General features: G+C 64.0%; 17 protein-coding genes and 3 tRNA genes. 9 read left to right on the top strand and 11 right to left on the bottom strand.

What is annotated here, in order from left to right; translation table 11 throughout:
- The first annotated feature begins 5 nt into the window (after positions 1-5).
- The 3 genes from paaG (at position 6) to paaK (ending at position 2,721) form a co-directional block, all read left to right on the top strand.
- A complete protein-coding gene (paaG, locus tag API01S_RS10980) occupies positions 6-794 on the top strand; it encodes a 2-(1,2-epoxy-1,2-dihydrophenyl)acetyl-CoA isomerase PaaG (RefSeq protein WP_061304475.1) in 789 nt (262 codons plus the stop codon).
- Positions 794-1,264, top strand: coding sequence for a hydroxyphenylacetyl-CoA thioesterase PaaI (gene paaI / locus API01S_RS10985; protein WP_039883982.1), 471 nt, complete (start codon positions 794-796; stop codon positions 1,262-1,264). The genes paaG and paaI overlap by 1 nt, the downstream gene beginning before the upstream one ends.
- A gap of 137 nt (positions 1,265-1,401) precedes the next feature.
- Positions 1,402-2,721 carry a phenylacetate--CoA ligase PaaK gene (gene paaK, locus API01S_RS10990; RefSeq protein ID WP_006218252.1) on the top strand — a complete coding sequence of 440 codons (1,320 nt, stop codon included), beginning with the start codon at positions 1,402-1,404 and terminating at the stop codon, positions 2,719-2,721.
- Positions 2,722-2,802: 81 nt separating this feature from the next.
- Here the strand turns inward: paaK and API01S_RS10995 are convergent, their stop codons facing one another.
- The 6 genes from API01S_RS10995 to radC form a co-directional block, all read right to left on the bottom strand.
- A complete protein-coding gene (locus API01S_RS10995) occupies positions 2,803-4,203 on the bottom strand; it encodes an MATE family efflux transporter (protein WP_061304477.1) in 1,401 nt (466 codons plus the stop codon).
- Entirely contained in the window at positions 4,200-5,930 is a 1,731-nt protein-coding gene (locus API01S_RS11000; protein WP_039882974.1) for an ArnT family glycosyltransferase, read from the bottom strand. Before API01S_RS11000 ends, API01S_RS10995 begins: the two co-directional genes overlap by 4 nt.
- Positions 5,931-6,054: 124 nt before the next feature.
- Positions 6,055-6,321, bottom strand: coding sequence for a type B 50S ribosomal protein L31 (locus API01S_RS11005; RefSeq protein WP_006218255.1), 267 nt, complete (start codon positions 6,319-6,321; stop codon positions 6,055-6,057).
- A 212-nt stretch (positions 6,322-6,533) separates the two neighbouring features.
- Positions 6,534-7,382 carry a tryptophan 2,3-dioxygenase gene (gene kynA / locus API01S_RS11010; protein ID WP_006218256.1) on the bottom strand — a complete coding sequence of 283 codons (849 nt, stop codon included), beginning with the start codon at positions 7,380-7,382 and terminating at the stop codon, positions 6,534-6,536.
- A 183-nt stretch (positions 7,383-7,565) separates the two neighbouring features.
- A complete protein-coding gene (gene kynB, locus API01S_RS11015; RefSeq protein WP_006218257.1) occupies positions 7,566-8,192 on the bottom strand; it encodes an arylformamidase in 627 nt (208 codons plus the stop codon).
- A gap of 135 nt (positions 8,193-8,327) precedes the next feature.
- The gene (gene radC, locus API01S_RS11020; RefSeq protein ID WP_061304479.1) at positions 8,328-9,005 is read right to left on the bottom strand and encodes a RadC family protein; all 678 of its coding nucleotides are present in this window, start codon (positions 9,003-9,005) and stop codon (positions 8,328-8,330) included.
- Between the two features lie 50 nt (positions 9,006-9,055).
- On the opposite strand from radC, the gene API01S_RS11025 reads away from it, so the two are divergent.
- Genes API01S_RS11025 through maiA form a run of 3 tightly spaced genes read left to right on the top strand, consistent with a single transcriptional unit; the run spans position 9,056 to position 11,198 of the window.
- Entirely contained in the window at positions 9,056-9,532 is a 477-nt protein-coding gene (locus tag API01S_RS11025; protein ID WP_006218259.1) for an FKBP-type peptidyl-prolyl cis-trans isomerase, read from the top strand.
- Positions 9,532-10,509, top strand: coding sequence for a 4-hydroxy-3-methylbut-2-enyl diphosphate reductase (gene ispH, locus API01S_RS11030; protein WP_006218260.1), 978 nt, complete (start codon positions 9,532-9,534; stop codon positions 10,507-10,509). Before API01S_RS11025 ends, ispH begins: the two co-directional genes overlap by 1 nt.
- A gap of 44 nt (positions 10,510-10,553) precedes the next feature.
- Positions 10,554-11,198 carry a maleylacetoacetate isomerase gene (gene maiA / locus API01S_RS11035; RefSeq protein ID WP_039882979.1) on the top strand — a complete coding sequence of 215 codons (645 nt, stop codon included), beginning with the start codon at positions 10,554-10,556 and terminating at the stop codon, positions 11,196-11,198.
- Positions 11,199-11,218: 20 nt separating this feature from the next.
- On the opposite strand, the gene API01S_RS11040 is transcribed toward maiA, so the two are convergent.
- The 4 genes from API01S_RS11040 to API01S_RS11055 form a co-directional block, all read right to left on the bottom strand.
- Positions 11,219-12,661: a DegQ family serine endoprotease gene (locus API01S_RS11040; RefSeq protein WP_061304480.1), complete on the bottom strand. Its 1,443-nt coding sequence runs from the start codon at positions 12,659-12,661 to the stop codon at positions 11,219-11,221.
- A gap of 78 nt (positions 12,662-12,739) precedes the next feature.
- Positions 12,740-14,074 (bottom strand): ATP-binding protein, encoded by a 1,335-nt coding sequence (locus API01S_RS11045; RefSeq protein ID WP_061304482.1) that lies wholly within the window; start codon positions 14,072-14,074, stop codon positions 12,740-12,742.
- A complete protein-coding gene (locus tag API01S_RS11050; RefSeq protein WP_006218264.1) occupies positions 14,071-14,730 on the bottom strand; it encodes a response regulator in 660 nt (219 codons plus the stop codon). Before API01S_RS11050 ends, API01S_RS11045 begins: the two co-directional genes overlap by 4 nt.
- A gap of 192 nt (positions 14,731-14,922) precedes the next feature.
- Positions 14,923-14,998 (bottom strand) — tRNA-Thr (locus API01S_RS11055).
- A gap of 256 nt (positions 14,999-15,254) precedes the next feature.
- Here API01S_RS11055 and API01S_RS11060 point away from each other — a divergent pair.
- The 3 genes from API01S_RS11060 to API01S_RS11070 all read left to right on the top strand — a co-directional run bounded on the left by API01S_RS11060 (position 15,255) and on the right by API01S_RS11070 (position 17,557).
- Positions 15,255-15,330: transfer RNA gene (locus API01S_RS11060), tRNA-Asn, on the top strand.
- A gap of 204 nt (positions 15,331-15,534) precedes the next feature.
- The gene (locus API01S_RS11065; RefSeq protein WP_061304484.1) at positions 15,535-16,548 is read left to right on the top strand and encodes a CobW family GTP-binding protein; all 1,014 of its coding nucleotides are present in this window, start codon (positions 15,535-15,537) and stop codon (positions 16,546-16,548) included.
- Positions 16,549-16,651: 103 nt separating this feature from the next.
- Positions 16,652-17,557, top strand: a complete 906-nt coding sequence (locus tag API01S_RS11070; RefSeq protein WP_156487100.1) for a LysR family transcriptional regulator — start codon at positions 16,652-16,654, stop codon at positions 17,555-17,557.
- Between the two features lie 773 nt (positions 17,558-18,330).
- On the opposite strand, the gene API01S_RS11075 is transcribed toward API01S_RS11070, so the two are convergent.
- A tRNA-Met gene (locus API01S_RS11075) sits at positions 18,331-18,407 on the bottom strand.
- Between the last annotated feature and the right edge of the window lie 23 nt (positions 18,408-18,430).

Here is an 18,430-nt window from a genome sequence, read left to right on the forward strand (position 1 = left end):
CGCTTATGAGCTATCAGGATATTCAATTCGACCTGTCGGGCGGCATTGTCCGCCTGACGCTGAACCGCCCGGACAAGCTGAACAGCTTCACCGCCAACATGCACGGTGAAGTCGCCGACGCACTGACGCGCGTGGAAACCGAAGGCGCGCGGGTGCTGGTGCTGACCGGTGCGGGCCGTGGCTTTTGCGCTGGCCAGGACCTGAGCGAACGCAAGCCCTCGGCCGACGGCACGCCGCCAGACCTGGGCGAAACCGTGGACAAGTTCTACGCGCCGCTGGTGCGTCGCCTGAACGCGTTGCCCATGCCCGTCGTGGTGGGGGTGAATGGCGTCGCCGCCGGGGCGGGCGCCAACCTGGCGTTCGCCGGCGACATCGTGATCGCCAAGGCATCGGCCAATTTCATTCAGTCGTTCTGCCGGCTGGGCCTGATCCCCGATACCGGTGGCACGTTCGCGCTGCCGCGCCTGGTGGGCCGCGCGCGCGCCATGGGCCTGGCGATGCTGGGCGACAAGCTCAGCGCCAAGCAGGCCGAGGAATGGGGCCTGATCTGGCAATGCGTGGCGGACGAAGAATTCGACGCAACGCTTGAGCGCCTGGCGCAGCATTTCTCGACCGCGCCCACCAAGGGCCTGGCGTTCACCAAGCGCGCCATGCAGGCAAGCCTGGGCAATGACCTGTCGACGCAGCTGGACCTGGAACGGGACATGATGCGCGAGCTGGGCCAGAGCGCCGACTACGCCGAGGGCGTGGCGGCCTTCCTGGGCAAACGCGAACCGCAATTCAAGGGGCAATGATGACCGTGCACGTTCCCCCCGTTGAAGCGCCCAGCGATCCCCAGGAATTGGCGCAGGCCGTTGGTACCGTCATGTATGCGGGCGATGCGGCCTCGCAGGGTCTGGACATGAAAGTCGAGGAAATGGCGCCCGGTTATGCGCGGCTGACGATGCGCGTGCGCGCCGACATGCTGAACGGCCACAAGACCTGCCACGGCGGCTTCATCTTCGCGCTGGCCGACAGCGCGTTCGCGTTCTCCTGCAATTCCCGCAATGTCAGCACCGTGGCTTCGGGCTGCACCATCGATTACCTGGCGCCGGGATTCGAGGGCGACCTGCTGACCGCCGTGGCGCAAGAGCGTTCGCTGGCGGGCCGTACGGGCGTCTACGACGTCACGGTCACCAACCAGGACGGCCGCAATGTCGCCCTGTTCCGTGGACGTTCCTATCGCATCAAAGGCCAGATCGTGGGAGTTCCGGCCGAAGGCTGAGGACGGTGAGCCCCAGCCAAGAACACAGTCGTCATCCAACCAAAGACAAGGCCAACGGCGGGACGGCATGAGCGCGGGACGAGAATTCCGCGCGCCGACCCGACCGGCGTAGAGAGAATTTCAGGAGAGAGATAACCATGTCCAACACCATGAGCAAGCCGGGGCTGGACCCCATCGAGCATGCCAGCGAGGACGAGCTGCGCGCGTTGCAGCTTGAGCGTCTGAAGTGGTCGCTCAAGCACGCGTACGACAATGTCCCGCACTACAAGAAGGCCTTCGACGAAGCGGGCGTGCATCCCGATGACCTGAAGCAGCTGTCCGACATTTCGAAGTTTCCCTTCACCACGAAGAAGGAACTGCGCGACAACTATCCGTTCGGCATGTTCGCGGTGCCGCGCGAGCGCATTTCGCGCATCCACGCATCCAGTGGCACCACGGGCAAGCCGACGGTGGTGGGCTACACCAAGGGCGACCTGGACAACTGGGCGAACCTGGTCGCGCGATCGATTCGCGCGGCAGGCGGCAAGCCGGGCGACACCGTGCACATCGCCTACGGCTACGGCCTGTTCACCGGCGGCCTGGGCGCGCATTACGGCGCGGAACGCCTGGGCTGCACGGTCATTCCCATGTCGGGCGGACAGACCGAAAAGCAGGTGCAGCTGATCAACGATTTCCGTCCGGACATCATCATGGTCACGCCCTCCTATTTCTGCAATATTCTGGAAGAACAGCGTCGCCAGGGCATTGATCCGCGTCAAAGCTCGCTGCGTATCGGCATCTTCGGCGCGGAACCCTGGACTGGCCAGATGCGCGCTGACATCGAGGCCGAAGCGGGCATCGACGCGGTGGACATCTACGGCTTGTCGGAAGTGATGGGGCCGGGCGTGGCCAGCGAGTGCGTCGAGACCAAGGACGGCCCGGTCGTCTGGGAAGACCACTTCTACGCCGAGATCATCAACCCCGATACCGGCGAACCCGTGGCCGACGGCGAAGCGGGCGAACTGGTGTTCACGTCGTTGACCAAGGAAGCGATGCCGATCATCCGCTACCGCACGCGCGACCTGACGCGCCTGTTGCCGGCCACCGCGCGCAGCATGCGCCGCATCGGCAAGATCACGGGCCGCAGCGACGACATGCTGATCGTGCGCGGCGTGAACATGTTCCCCACGCAAGTGGAAGAACTGGTGCTCAAGATTGCGCAACTGGCGCCGCATTATCAGCTGGTGCTGTCCCGCACCGGCAACATGGACGAGCTTGAAATCCTGACGGAAGTGCGCGCCGAGTTCTCGGGGCTGTCGGATGCCGAGCGCAACAACCTGGGCAAGCAGTTGCAGCATGCCGTGAAGACGCACATCGGCGTCAGCGCGCGTATCCAGGTGTCGGACGCGGGCCATGTCGAGCGCACCCTGACGGGCAAGGCGCGTCGCGTGATCGACAAGCGTCCGAAGGTCGTCTGAGGCCTGTGTTTCGCAGTCGAAAAAAGCAGCCCCATGTGGCTGCTTTTTTTTATGACGCCCGCGCAAGCGGGGCAGGGCGACTTACTGCGCCAGCGTCCGCACCAGGCGCCGATACCAGAAGTGCAGCAGGATGGCCGATAGCGCCAGGCCCACCATCGCCATCAGCCACATGCTGCCCGCACCTTGCGGCGAGCCGGGCAACAGCGCGTTGCGGATGCCGTCCAGGCCGCCCTTGCCAGGACCAAATCCAAACCACCAGCCGCCTACAAGACCCACGCCCGCCAGCGCCACCACTTGCAACAGCAGGGGCACCACGGCGACCTTGTAGGCGCGCAGCAAGTACGAGTTGATGCATTGCATCGAGTCGAACAGGTGGAACAGGGGCAAGACCGCCAGCAGCGTGGTGGCCACGGCGGCAACGCCAGCGTCATCCGTGTAGGCGGCAAGAATCAGGGGGCGGCCGACCAACAGCACGGCGGCGGTCAACAGCGCGCCGATCAGTCCCAGCACCAACCCCGCCATACCGGTGCGATGCGCATGCGCAAGATTGCCCGCGCCGATGGCCTGCGCGGTCAACGCGGCAGTCGCCACGCCCAGCGCCATCGGCATCATGTAGCACAGCGCGGCCAGGTTCGACATGATCTGGTGCCCGCCCGTGACGTAGGTGCCTTCACGCGCCACCAGCAGCGCCATGAAGGTGAAGGCGGATACTTCAACCAGGTAGGAGCCGCCCATCGGGATGCCAAGACGCAGCAGTTCTTTCAGCGTCTTCCAATCGGGCTTGCCGATACGCAGATTGAAGCGGCGATAGAAGCGGTCGTGCGTAATCACCCAAAGGCCCAATCCCAGGCTCATCCATGACACCCCGGCGGTGGCCAGGCCCGCGCCGGTGGCGCCCATGGCGGGCAGGCCCAGATTGCCGTAGATGAACAGCCAGTTGAAAAACGCCTTGAAAGCGATGGCCGACAGGTTGATGGCCATGACCAGCTTCGGCCGCGACACCGAGGTGCCCAGCGCGTAGATGGTGCGAAACACCAGCGCGGCCGGCAGGGCCAGCACCAAGGCCTGCAGGTAGGAGCTGACCCGTTCGCGCACGGCCGGCGCGACGTCTCCCGACATCGACAGCCACACGTCCGGGAACAGCATGAGCACCGCGCCGACGCCGGACAAGCCCAGCGCCAGCCACACGCCCTGGCCCCAGCTGCGGCCGACTTCGTCGTTGTTGCCCGCGCCGAAATGCTGGGCAAGGATGGGGATCAGCGCGTGCACGACGCCCATCAACCCGACGAAAACGGTGATGTAGATAGAGACGGACAAAGCCATCGCGGCCAGGTCGCTGGCGCTGGAGTGGCCCGTCATGGCGGTGTCCAGCACGCCGAACGAGATGCCGGCCCACTGGCTGATCAGCACGGGCCAGGCTTGCTTGGCGATGCCGCGCAAAGTGGCGCCGAAAGAGATCGGCGCCGCGTTGACGGCGTTCATCGGTTCGGGCCGACTCGCAGCAGTCGGAACACTTCCTGTCGATCGGCGCGGCGGCCGCCTTGCCACAGCACGTCGGCCCCGTCGCTATAGGCGGCGGTATTGTCGCGCAGGCTCTGGTTGCTGGTCTGTTGCAGGATCAACGTGCACTTCGCGTCGAACGTGAAGGACAGGTTGTCGAAAATCAGGAACGAGGCGCGCTGTCCGCTGCCCAGGCTCAGGCCGCGCACGCATTCGCCGGGCCGGGTATTTTGTGCCAAGGCCTGGGCCAGTTGGCCCGAGACGGTCCGGTAGCTGCGCGCGTAGTCCACCGCCGGCTGCCACAGCAGCACCAGCAGGATCCACGTGACGGTCAGGCCGCCTGCGGACAGCACGGTGCCGCGCCACAGCGCTTGGGGGCGTACCCGCAGGCGCCATACGACCAGCGCGATCCAGGCCACGGTAAAGATGACCGCCAGCGTGAAGGCGCCCCAAGAAATGACGGGCTCGTAGCCGGTGGTCTGGCGGGCGATGTTGCGCGAAATCTGCGCCGGCCAATTGAAGTGCAAAGCGACCCAGCCGAGCCAGGCGGTAGCGGCGGTCAGCGAAAAACACATGACGGCGAACCAGTCCAGCGTATTGACGACGCCACGGCGCAGAGTCGGCAACGAGAACGCGCCCAGCACGGCGCAGGGCACCGCGAGCAACACATATTCGGAATCGGTGGCTTCTTCCAGCCCGAACAGCACCAGCGCGGCACACACCAGCAGCATCAGGGGTAGCCAGATGTGGGGGGCGTAAATCCATTCGCGCCAGCGCCAGACGGCCAGCAGGGCCAGCGGCCACGTCGGCCACAGATACCAGGGCAGGTCGCGCAGCGTGCGGCCGACGTCGTGCCAGGAGGGCAGGGCGAAGGACGTGAGGTTCCAGGTCTTCCAGTTGCGAATCCAGTACTGGCTGCTTTCGCTTGCCGGGATCCACCAGGCCAGGATCAGAACCGCCGTCACCAGGGCCGCCCACGGCAGCCAGCGCTTGCACTTCCACAATTGGCTGCGCGGATAGAAGGCCAGCAACGCGCCGATCATGATGGGGACTGCGCCCACCCAGCCCCGCGTGAGGAAGCTGGCGGCCAGGGCGATGCCCAGCGTGGTCGTGCCGGTGAAGGGGCGGTCAACGCTGCGCGCCAGGGAGTAAAACGCCAGCGCCTGGCAAGCCATGATGGCCGGCACGACGGTGGTTTCATGCGTGCGCTGCAAAATGCCGACGGTGGCCAGCAGCAGCAGCAGGGCGGCGTCGGCAAGCATGCGGCCGTAGTCGCGCGGTTCAGGTTCGCCGCCGAAAGGCAGCGCCAGCGGTTGCGCTTCGCTACGGCGGCCCAGCAGATACGTGCCGTACCAGACGCTGGAGGCCGTGATGCCGAACCACAGCAGGTTGGGCAGGCGTCCTGCGGTGATGTCGCCGATGAAGGGTCCGAACAACCAGATGCAGATGGCGCCCACCCAGGTGATCAGCGGGCCTTCTTCAGCATGGGCCAGCAGCCCCACCTGCGGCAGCAACCAGGTGATGCCGCCTTCCCGGATGGCGGTGATCATCGTCGCCAGGCCAACCGCATCGTCCGTTTTCCACGGGTCGCGCATGAACAGGCCGGCCACGATATAGGCCAGCGCCAAGCCCAGCAAAATCAGTCTGGGAAGCTTCGCGGTCGCCACGGACGTGAGCCGGGCAGGAGTGGAAAATGAAAGTGGGGACACGGGCGTTAATGTAACCGAGGGATCTGGTTGCGCCAGCCCCTGGCCGGCAAAAAGCAGGCTAGGGAGGAAAAAAAAGCAGCCCGAAGGCTGCCTTTTTGCTGTGACTCCCGTAGGAGCAACAGGATCAGGAAGCGGACTTGACCGTGCCGGCGGTACGGGCGAAGCGGGCGCGGAACTTTTCCACACGGCCGGTTTCGACGATACGCGTTTGGGCGCCCGTGTAGAACGGGTGCGATTCGGAGGTCACGTCGCACTTGAAGAGCGGGTACGTCTTGCCGTCGATTTCGACGGTTTCGCGCGTGTGCACGGTCGAACGGGTGATGAACTTGTTGCCCGTTTGCAGGTCGGCGAAAACGACTTCGCGGTATTCGGGGTGAATGCCTTCTTTCATGGTGCTTATCCTAGGACCCGCCAGGGGTCTTTCAAGTTGTAGGGTCGCCAGCCAGGACGCGTGTTGCCGTTCACATTTGAACGCCTACGCAAGGATTCCAGCCACGTATCCAAAAAGTAACCCCAAATTCTAGCATGGGTTTTTCCGGGTACGCCAGGGCGGGCTGGCCTGTTTTGCCAGCCCGCAGCCCGGGACGAAAAGGGGACGGGCCCTTACAGATCGGTGCGCAGTTTCCAGATTTCGGGAAACAGCACTACATCCAGCATGCGTCGCAGGTAATCCACCCCGGATGTGCCGCCCGTGCCGCGCTTGAACCCGATCACGCGTTCGACGGTCGTGACGTGGCGGAATCGCCACAGGCGGAACGCATCTTCCAGATCGGTCAGCTTTTCGCCCAGCTGATACAGGTCCCAGTAGCGGTCGGTGTCGCGATAGACCGTCAACCAGGCGGCTTCCACGCCGTCCGACGATTCATAGGGCTGGGTCCAGTCGCGCTCCAGGCGGTCCGCCGGCACGGCGATGCCATGGCGAGCCAGCAGTCGCAGCGACTCGTCGTACAGTGACGGCATGTCGTAGGCGCTGCGCACCTGCGCCAAGAGGTCCTCCCGGTGGGCGTGCGGGCGCAGCATGGCCGCGTTCTTGTTGCCCAGGAGGAATTCGATCTGGCGATATTGGTAGCTTTGAAAACCGCTGGAATGCGCCAGGTAGGGGCGCAGCGCCGAATATTCAGGCGGCGTCATCGTGGCCAGCACGTCCCAGGCGTGAACCAGCTGCTCCATGATCTTGCTGACTCGCGCCAGCATCTTGAAGGCCGGTTGCAGGCGATCGGCCGCCACGCTGGCGATGGCCGCGCGCAGCTCGTGCAGCATCAGCTTCATCCAGAGCTCGCTGGTCTGGTGCTGGATGATGAACAGCATCTCGTTGTGCTCGGGCGACAGCGGATGCTGCGCGCCCAGCACCTGATCCAGATGCAGGTAGTCGCCGTAGGTCATGTCGCGCGTGAAATCCAGCTGCGCTTTTTCCTGGTGGACGATGTCTTCGGGGCGGTGTGGGCAGCTCATGCCTGGCCTCCGTGGCAGGGCGGGGCGGCGCGGCGGGCAGAGGCGGGCAAGGCCCGCCAGCCGGTCGAGCGGGGGCGGGCGCGGGTCGGCGCCATGGAGCAATCAAGGGTTACGTTCATGGTCGTGCGTCTTTCAAGGCGGGTGGCCAGCACAAGGCGACCACCCGAAGGCCAGCGGACCAGCCTACAGTTCGCGCAAGACGGCGCGAACCGGGCTGGCATCGGCCTGGACCAGCGCCAACGGCAGGGCGATCAATTCGTAATCGCCTTCGGGCACGTCATCGAGCACCAGATTCTCCAGTACCCGCATGTCGTGCCGCAAGATCGTATGGTGGCTGTCCAGGGTCTTGCTGGATGCGGGGTCGATGCTGGCGGTATCCAACCCGATCAGCATGACGCCGCGTTCGGCCAGCCATTCGATCGTCTGGGGCGCATAAGCCGAAAAGTCATCGGTCCACCAATCCTGCGCGGCGTGCTTGGCGGTGCGCACGAGCACTCTGGGCGGCAGGTTCAAGGCGGCATGCGCCAGGTGGTCGGTGGTGATCAGCGGGCCGCAATCAATCGCGTGGATGACGCGGCAGGGGCCCAGGAAAGGTTCCAGCGACACCGCGCCAATCGCGGCCGCGCCATTCTGATAGTGCAGAGGAGCATCCGCATGCGCGCCGATGTGCGGCGACAGCGTGATCTCGCTGACGTTGACCGGACAGCCGGGCGTCAGCGACCACTTCCATTGCTGGCGGTACGGCGTGTCGCCCGGAAAGACGGGTGACGCCGTGGAGACGGGCGGGGAAATGTCCCACAAGCGTTTCATCAGAAGCGGTTTCGTGTCGGGCTGTAGAAGGGGAAAAGTCGATGCCGCAATAGGTTAAAGCCTAAAGCAATTTGCGGCGGCAGTCTAACGAAATCCCGTCGGCGCGGGCAAGCGCGCCCGCTGCGTGAGGCTGGTCTAGACACCGCCCAGTTCCGCCATGGAAATCACGGCCGCGCCGGCGACGATCAGGTGGTCGACAAGTTTAACGTCCACCAGCGCCAGCGCCTGCTTCAACTGCTGCGTGAACCCCCGGTCGGCCGCGCTGGGCTCGGCCAGGCCCGAAGGGTGGTTGTGCGCCACGATCAGCGCCGCCGCGTGATGGCGCAGGGCCTCGCGCACGACCTCGCGCGGGTAGACCGAAGCCTGCGACAGCGTGCCGCGAGCCAGTTCGCCGGTGGCGATCACCCGCAACTGGTTGTCCAGATACAGGGCGATGCAGTGCTCGACCCGCCGATGGCCCAGCGCCGTCAGGCAGTATTGCTTGACCTGGCCGGGATGGCGCAGGGACTCAGGCCGGGTCAGGTCTTCCTCGATGGCGCGGCGCGCCAGTTCCAGCAACGCCGCCAGGGTGCACGCCTTGGCGGCGCCCAAACCGGGGACAGTCATGAGTTCTTCGGGTGTGGCCCCCAAAAGACCGCGCAAGCCGCAAAAACGTTCAAGCAGCCGATTGGACAGGTCCACCACATTGAGGCCGGGAATTCCGGTGCGCAGCCCCAGCGCCAGCAGCTCCGCATTCTGCAGGGCGCCGGCCCCGTGACGCAGTAGACGCTCGCGTGGACGCTCGTGTTTTGACAGCCGGACAGACAATTTCATAAGAGGCTCTAAAATCAGGGTTTATCCAATATCCAATACGGTGGCAGATCTTGAGCATCGCCTCTAACGAAGTGAACGTTTTTGTCCGTCCGGATTCCTACCTGACGCTGCATTACCGAATCACGCTTGCATCCGGTCCTGGCAAGGATTCGGTGTTCACCAATACTTTCGATGGCCGTCCGGGCACGCTGCAAATGGGCAGCGGGCAGTGGGCGCCCGGCCTGGAGGCCGCGCTGATCGGCCACGCCGAAGGCGAAAAGTTCAGCGTCACGCTCGAACCCGCCGACGCCTATGGCGACCGCAACCCCGAACTGATCCAGCGCGTCACGCGGGCGATGCTGGCCGAGCATGCCGGCGCCGACGCCACGTTCGAACCGGGCGACCTGGTCGAATTCACCGCGCCCAACGGTGGCCGCTATTCGGGCGTGCTGAAAGAAATCAATGATGAGTCGGCGCTGTTCGACTTCAACCATCCGCTTGCGGGCGTCCGCTTGCAATTGGACGTGGCGCTGCTGGGAGTTCTCTGATGAGCAAGGCCGTTACCGCCTCCGACGCTGAAGTCCTGCTGGCGCAGCCGCGCGGCTTCTGTGCCGGCGTGGACCGCGCCATCGACATCGTCGAGCGCGCGATTGAACTGCATGGCGCGCCGATCTACGTGCGCCATGAAATCGTCCACAACCGCTATGTGGTGCAAGACCTGCGCGCCAAGGGCGCCATCTTCATCGACGAACTCGACGACGCGCCCACCGGCTCCATCGTCGTGTTCTCGGCCCATGGCGTGTCCAAGGCGGTGAGGGCCGAGGCCGAGGCCCGTGGCTTGCAGGTGTTTGACGCTACCTGCCCGCTGGTCACGAAGGTTCACATCGAGGTTGCCCGCATGCGCGCGGCAGGCCGTGAAATCATCATGATCGGCCACAAGGGGCACCCTGAAGTCGAGGGGACGCTGGGGCAGGCGCAAGGCGGCATGTACCTGGTCGAAACGGTGGAAGACGTGGCCAATCTGCAAGTGGCCGACCCCGAAAACCTGGCGTTCGTCACGCAGACGACGCTGTCCGTGGATGATGCTGCGGCCGTGTCGCAAGCGTTGAAGGCGCGGTTTCCCAATATTGCCGAGCCCAAGAAAAGCGACATCTGCTATGCCACGCAGAACCGCCAGGACGCGGTCAAGGTGCTGGCGCCTGAATGCGATCTGGTGCTGGTCGTGGGCAGCCCGAACAGTTCGAATTCGAACCGGCTGCGCGAAGTGGCCGAACGCAAGGGCGTCGCGTCCTACCTGATCGACGGCGCGGATTCCATCGACCCGGCGTGGCTGGTGGACCGCAAGCGCATCGGCGTCACGGCGGGCGCTTCGGCCCCCGAGATCCTGGTGCAGCAGGTCATCGACCGGGTGAAGGAATTGGGCGCGGTGTCCGTGCGCACCATGCCCGGCCTGGAAGAAAACGTGGCGTTTCCCTTGCCCAAGGGCCTGTCGCGCAAGGCTGCGCAGACCGAATCGCTCGAATGAAGCAGGCGCCCGGCGGGGCGCCCAGAACACATCAAGGAGACTACATGCAGCTGTACAGCTATTTCCGCAGCTCGGCCGCGTACCGAGTGCGCATCGCCCTGAATCTGAAGGGCCTGACTTACGAAACCCTGCCCGTACATCTGCTGAAAGATGGCGGCCAGCAACTGTCGGACAGCTATCGCAAGCTGAACCCGACGGCGCTGGTGCCGACCTTGATCGACGGCGACGCCGTCATCGGCCAGTCCTTGGCCATCATTGAATATCTGGAAGAAACGCAGCCTCAGGCGCCGTTGCTGCCGGCCGATCCGATCGGTCGCGCGCGGGTGCGCGATCTGGCCCTGGGCATTGCGTGCGACACGCATCCGTTGAACAACCTGCGCGTGCTGAAATATCTGAAGCACACGCTGGGCGTGGACGAAGCCGCCAAGACGGCCTGGTACAAGCATTGGGTGCATCAGGGCTTGCAGGCCCTGGAGGCGCAGTTGGCGGGCTCCAGCGCCACCGGCCGTTTTTGCCATGGCGACACGCCCACCATCGCCGACCTGTGCCTGGTGCCGCAGGTGGCCAATGCGCAGCGTTTCGAATGTGATCTGTCGTCGATGCCGCATGTCTTGCGTATCGACGCCAACTGCCGTGAGCTGCCCGCTTTTGCAGACGCCGCGCCGGGCAAGCAGCCCGACGCGGAGTAACTCACGGCAAAGCGCGGCGGTCAGCCGATCTGCACCGGCACGAAGATCTTGTCTTCGCCGCGCTGAACCAGCAGGGCCACGGTCTTGCCCGCCTTCGACAGCGCTTCCTTGACCTGCCCGACGTTGTGCACCGGCACACCATTGAGCGAGAGCAGTACGTCGCCCGGTTCAATGCCCGCCTTGGCGGCCGGCCCGGCGGAACGCTCGATCAGCAGCCCTTCAGTGCCCGAGGCCTGCTGTTCCTGCGGGCTCAGGGGGCGCAGCGCCAGGCCCAACTGCCCGCGTTGCACCTCTTGATCGCCGGAGGCCGTCTGGGTCTTGTCCTTGGGGACGCCACCCAGCGTTGCAACCAGTTCCTTCGGTGAGCCGGCGCGCCAGACGTCCAGCTTGATCTTTTCGCCCGGCGAAGCCAGCGTGATCATCGACGCCAGGTCACCCGAAGAAACGATGGTCTTGCCGTTGATCTGCCGCACCACGTCGCCCGGCTGCAGGCCGGCCTTGTCGGCGGCGCTGCCTTTTTCAACGCTCGACACCAGTGCGCCGGACGGCGTATCCAGCTTGAACGAATTGGCAAGATCCTGGTTCACTTCCTGCACCGTCACGCCCAGGCGCGCATGTTGCACCTTGCCGTGCTCAAGGATCTGGTCCTTGATCTTGTAGGCCACATCGATGGGGATCGAGAACGACAGCCCCTGGAAGCCGCCGGTGCGGCTGTAGATCTGCGAGTTGATCCCTACGACTTCACCGCGATCGTTGAACAGCGGGCCGCCCGAGTTGCCGGGGTTCACCGCCACGTCCGTCTGGATGAAGGGCACCGAGGTGTCATCGGGCAGCGAACGGCCCTTGGCGCTGACGATGCCGGCCGTGGCCGTGTTTTCAAGGCCGTAGGGCGAGCCGATGGCCAACACCCATTCGCCCACCTGCAATTGATTGACGTCGCCCACCTTGACCACGGGCAGGTTCTTGGCGTCGATCTTGAGCACCGCCACGTCGGTTTGCGGGTCCGCGCCCAACACCTTGGCCTTGTACTCGCGGCGATCGGTCAGCTTGACCGTGACTTCCTTGGCGTCCTGCACCACGTGCGCGTTGGTCAGGATGATGCCGTCGGCGCTGATGATGAAGCCCGAGCCTTCGCCGCGCATCGGCACTTCGCGCGACGGCATGCGGCCACGCGATCCGGGGATCTGGCCGAAGAATTGGGCGAAGGGATCTTCGTCGTCGGCCGACACCTTGCGGGTGCCGCTGACGCTGATATTGACGACGGCCGGGCCAAAATCGCGGGTGATCTGCGCGAAATTGGGCGGGCTGGAGGTACTGATGGATTGCGGTGCGGCGATCGCGGTCGGCGCGTTGGCCGCCATCGACACGCCGCCCATCACGGCGGTTGCACCGGCGCCGCCAATGGCGCCAGCGGCCAGCAGCGCCACTACGAGGCGCGAGGGTTTCATTTGCGAGGTCTTCATGTCGGCTCCTGCGTTCATGTTTGTGGACATGACGCTATGTTCGGGCCTGACACTTAGGCGAATCTTAAATCGCCGCAATCATTTGGAAATGGGAAACCGCACGCGCGCGCGCAGTCCCTGGCCGCCCGGCGCGTCTTCAAGCAGGATGGTGGCGCCGTGGCGATCGGCGATGGCGCGGGCGATCGACAGACCCAGGCCGCTGCCGTGCTGCGTGTTGCCTTCGGCGCGATAGAAGCGGTCGAACACGCGCTCGCGTTCATTGGGCGGGATGCCCGGGCCTTCGTCGTCGATGCTGAACGACGCCTCGTCACGGGTGGCCTCCAGATGCAGCCGGATGTGGCCGCCCTGGGGCGAGTGCTTGATGGCATTGTCCAGCAGGTTGCGGGCCAGCAGGATCAGCGCGTCGCGGTGGCCTTGCACGCGACCCTCCTGTGCCCCATCCATGTCGATGTCGATGGACTTGGCATTGGCCTCGGCCAGGGTTTCGGAGAGCGCCTGGCGCAGCACGTCGGCCAGGTCCACGGGCGCGGCGGGCACGGGCTGGGCGGCGCTTTCGTGGCGCGCCATGGACAGCAGTTGCTCGACCAGGCGGGTGGCGCGGTCTATGCCCGCGGCCAAGCGCTGTTCGGCGATGCGCCGGTTTTCGCCATCACTGGCGCGCTGCAACGCCTGCAACTGCAAACGCAGCGCCGCCAGGGGGGAACGCAGCTCGTGCGCAGCGTCGCCCACGAATTGCTTTTGCTGCGCGAACGCGGCGCGCATGCGCTCCAGCAGCAGGTTCAATTCCAGGATCAGTGGCCGGATCTCGTCGGGCAGTCCCTGCACGCTTACCGGAGACAGGTCTTCGGGTTGCCGCGCGGCCACCTGGGCGCGGGCGCGCTTGACGGGGCGAAGCGACCAGCTGACCACGCACCACACGACCAGCATCAGCAATGGCGCCGCCGCCGCGATGGGCGCGACCGTGCGCAACGCCAGCTCGCGCGCCATGTGCCGGCGCACGCTCATGTCCTGAGCGACCTGGATGACCTGGAACGGGGTGGCCAATGCATAGACGCGGTAGGTGGTGCCTTCCATTCGCGCGTCGGAGAAGCCCAGCACGATCTGGTCGGGCAGGGGGCGGCGCGAGCGGGAGTTGAAGACCCGCAGGCCGTCGGGTGTCCAGATCTGGATGATGAGGTCATCGGCCATGGGCGTTGCGGCCCCTCGGCTTTGCGTGGGGCCGGTACTGAGCAGGCCATCGCCCGTGCCCAGCGACAGCGCGGTGCGCTGGAGCAGCGAATCAAAGATGTCGTCCGCCTGAGCCAGCGTGCTGCGGTAGGCGATCACGCCTTGCGCCAACGCGCCGACCACGATGGTGGCCAACAGAAAAAACAGCAGGCGGGCGCGTAGCGAGCCGCTAAGCCTGATGCTCATGTTTTGGGTATGACATAGCCGACGCCTCTGACGTTCTGGATCAGGTTGGGACCCAGTTTTTTGCGCAGGCCATGAATATAAACCTCAACGGCGTTGCTGCTGACGCTGTCTTTCCAGCTGTAGAGCTTTTCTTCCAGTTGCGCGCGCGAAAAGATCATGCCGGGGCGGGCGATCAGCGGTTCCAGCACGGCCCATTCACGAGCGGTCAGCGCAACGGGCGTGCCGTCGACCATGGCTGCGTGCGCCTGGGGGTCGATAGTGATGCCTTCGTGTTCAAACACCGGTTCGGCGCGGCCCGCGCTACGGCGGATCAGTGCGCGCATGCGGGCCAGCAGTTCGTCCACGTCATAGGGCTTGACGATGTAATCGTCGGCGCCCGCGTCCAGTCCGGCGATGCGATCGCTGACGGCGTCTCGCGCGGTGGCGATCAGGACGGGAGTGCGATCCTTGCGCCCGCGCAGATCGCGCAACAAGCCCAGGCCGTCGCGCTTGGGCAGGCCCAAGTCAAGCAGGATGAGGTCGTAGGTATCGGTGCGCAGGGCCAATTCGGCGGCGTTGCCATCCTTGACCCAATCGACCGCGTAGTGCTCGGCGCGCAGGCAATCCAGCACGCTTTCACCGATCATGACGTCGTCTTCGACAAGGAGAATGCGCATGGTGGTCTTCGCTAGGCTGAATGAAAATCCAGGAAGTTGGACGTGCGAGGGGTGCGCGGAGTTCCCGGCAGGCGGGGGTGGCAGGCAGGGATGGGTGCGAATTTGGGGCGGGGGACTGGTTTCGGCTTGGGGTGCCGCTACGCGCAGACGCGGAAATGAAAAAAGCAGCCCGAGAGGGCTGCTTTTAGAATTTGGTGCCGGCAATAGGAGTCGAACCTACGACCTTCGCATTACGAATGCGCTGCTCTACCAACTGAGCTATGCCGGCAAGACCATTTGCTTTATTTCGTCTGCCTTTCCGCGTTGAGAAACCGAGGTTTCGGCGCTGCGGGTCATAAGCAAAACGTACAAGCAAAACATCTTTGTTCTTTCCAGTTCGCCGCCCTGTTTATGGGGCCTGATCTGGAAAGACCGAAATCATATCAGAGTTTTTTGGCGATGGGAAACGTTCGGCCCAAAAAGAATTAAAAAAATCGCGATTTGCGCGCGCCAAAAATTTAGTTCATAATTGCGTTCTTGGCAGATCCCCGATAGCTCAGTCGGTAGAGCGACGGACTGTTAATCCGCAGGTCGCTGGTTCGAGCCCAGCTCGGGGAGCCAAAAGAATTTCAAGGTCGGCAGGCCGCAACGCGCAAGCGTGGCAACGCCAGCAGACCCCAAAGCCGAACTGAAGGGCCACTCGCGAAAGCGAGTGGCCCTTTTGGTTTTTGTCGCCGCTGGGGGAGGGGCAACCGGCGCAGCCGAGGCAGCCGGGGTTGTTGTACGCTTCGTCAGAACCAACGTAACCGTGCAGGACCAGAGGCGATGCCAGGGCAAATCGAACAGGACACGCGCATTGGCGTCACCGTGATTTCGGGCTTTCTGGGCAGCGGCAAGACCACGCTGCTTAACCGCCTGCTGCATGAACCCGCATACGCCGACGCCGTCGTCATCGTCAATGAATTCGGCGACATAGGCGTGGATCATCACTTGGTCCGGCTGGCGCCCGCCAACGTGGTGCTGATTGAAGGGGGGTGTCTGTGCTGCGTCGTCAGTGGCGCGGTGGTGGACACGCTGCGCGAGCTTTTCATGCTGGCGGTCAGCCGGCGGATCAAGCCGTTTCGCCGGGTGATCATTGAAACCAGCGGTCTCGCGGATCCCGCATCGACGCTGTTCATGCTCAAGCACGATCGGTTTCTGTCTGAGCGCTATGTGTATCGTGGCGCGATCGTGCTGGTGGATGTGCGGCAGGGCGAATCGCAATTGGTGAGCCAGCCTGAAGCGGCGCGGCAATTGGCCTTGGCCGATACCGTCGTCTTGAGCAAATCCGACTTGGCTGACGCGGCGCAATTGCGGCGGGTAGAGCAGGCTGTCATCGCCATCAACCCCGGGGCGCAGCGCTGTGTGCAGCGTCAGGATGCGCCCTTGGCCGGCGTGTTGCGCGACGGGCCGGATGTCTCGGCGCGACGCGACGGGGTGGCGCTGTCCAGCTGGTTGCAGGCGTTCGCCCGGCCGGTGGCTGATCGGCACGCCCAGGTCGCCAGTTTTTCGTTGATTCTGTCCTCGCCGTTGGGGCGGGCGGCGTTTCTGGCGGGAGTGTCTCGCATTCAGGAGCGCTACGGGCAAGGCATCCTGCGCATGAAGGGCCTGGTTTGCTTCGAGGGCGAGACGCTGCCTTGCGAGGTGCACGGCGTTCATGGCGAGCTTTACCCCTTGCGGATGCTGCCGCAATGGCCTGCGGACGATCGGATTTCTCAGCTGGTCTATATCGTGCGCGGCCTCGATGTAGACCAGGTGCGTGCGGATGTCAGTCAGGCGCTGGGCCAGGCATCGAGCTGAATCCGGCGGCTCGGCAAGTGCTCAAAATGTCGCCATTTAGGCACGAATGTTGCATCCAAATACGGTATAAACGGTACGGTCTGATGCACGAATCGAGACAATCATGGATCGTTTGAAGGCGATGCAAGTGTTTGTGGAGGTTGCCGACCGGGGAAGCCTGTCGGCGGCGGCGGTTCATCTGGATATGTCGCGTGCGATGGTATCGCGCTACCTGGCTGAAATGGAGCAATGGGTTGGGGTGCGCTTGCTGCACCGTACCACTCGTCGCCTCAGTCTCACCCCCGCAGGCGCGGAGACGTTGCCGCGCTGCCGTCAGATGCTCGATATGGTGGGGGATCTGCGCAGCGCAGTATCCACCCCCGAGGACACCCCCCGAGGCCTGTTGCGCATCACCACCAGCATGTCGTTTGGGGCGCGTCATCTGGCAAGCGCCGTGACCGACTACGTCAAACAGCATCCCGGCACCTCGGTCGATCTGATGCTGGTCGAGCGCGCCGTCAATCTTGTGGAAGAGCGCGTCGATCTCGCGGTGCGTATCACCAATGATCTGGATCCCAATCTGATTGCCCGCAAGCTGGCGGTGTGCCGGTCGGTGGTGTGCGCGTCGCCCGAATACCTGTCCCGCGAGGGCGTGCCGGCCCGGGTGGAAGACCTGTCCCTGCGAAATTGCCTGACCCATTCTTATTTTGGCAAGAGTCTGTGGCGATTCGAGCGCGATGGCCAGCCTGTGGACGTGCCGGTTAGCGGCAATATCAGCGCCAACGAAGTGTCCGTGCTGTTGCAGGCGGCACTAGAGGGCGCGGGTATTGCGATGCTGCCCACTTACTATGCAAATGAATATATTGCGGCGGGCCGTTTGAAGACGATCCTGCCGCAATGCAAGCCGCAGGAACTGGGGATTTACGGCGTTTATGCGTCGCGCCGGCAAATGCCCCTGATATTGCGGTCCATGCTGGACTTCCTGGTAGAGCGGCTGGGTTCCGCGCCGTGGGACAAGGCGGTCACGTAGATTTGATTCGCGGTGGCGCGTTGCAACAGCATTTCAGGGCAGTTCGAGTTGCGCTTACTGAGTGGCGCGAGGCTTGAGGGGCGGGCTTATGGCGCTATAATCCGCCAATGCGTGAACGCTCGCCATGGCGTCATTACTGGCCTGGGTAGTTTGGCGTTCACTGGTATGTACCTTCGAAAATATCCAAGAATAGTAAGTCTGGTTCGGATCTGATCCGGGCATGGCAGAGCCGGTCGGCGCTTCAGATGGCGCCGGGTGCGCGGTGGTGCGGCGGATGTCATATCGCCCCAGTCATTGGCCGTTGGTTCGGACTCTTGATACTGTCGCCGTGGATGTAGGCGCCGGATTACGGCGCGTCCCACGGTTTGTAGGCTGTGACGCTAGCCTGTTGGCTGTGGCGCCAGCTTTTCCAGAATTTGCCTGCTGCGTCTTCCGTTTTATCGGTACGTAGGGGCGTCGCCTTTATCCCTACCCACGCGTCTTGCCAGGCGCCAGTTCGCCATTCATGGCAGTCAACCCAGGAATCTTGTGAGCACTACGCCAATCAATGCCGTCGATTGCAGTTCCGTCTCGATGGCGGGTTGGCGGGCCGAGGTTGGCGTTTGGATCGTGAGGGCGGGGTGTGTGGCCGGACGTGGCGCGAACGTGATTGCTGGCGTTGTCCGCATTGCACATGCCGCACAGTCCTGCGCTGGTGCGCGCCGCCTCAAAAGCAATTCGTTTGAAGCCCAAATGAAAAAGGCCCAGCGGTTTTGCTGGGCCTTCATCAAATTTGGTTGCGGGGGCAGGATTTGAACCTACGACCTTCGGGTTATGAGCCCGACGAGCTGCCAGACTGCTCCACCCCGCGTCTGAGAAAAGAATATTAACCTT

This window comes from Achromobacter piechaudii NBRC 102461, assembly GCF_001571245.1.
GTDB lineage: Bacteria > Pseudomonadota > Gammaproteobacteria > Burkholderiales > Burkholderiaceae_B > Achromobacter > Achromobacter piechaudii.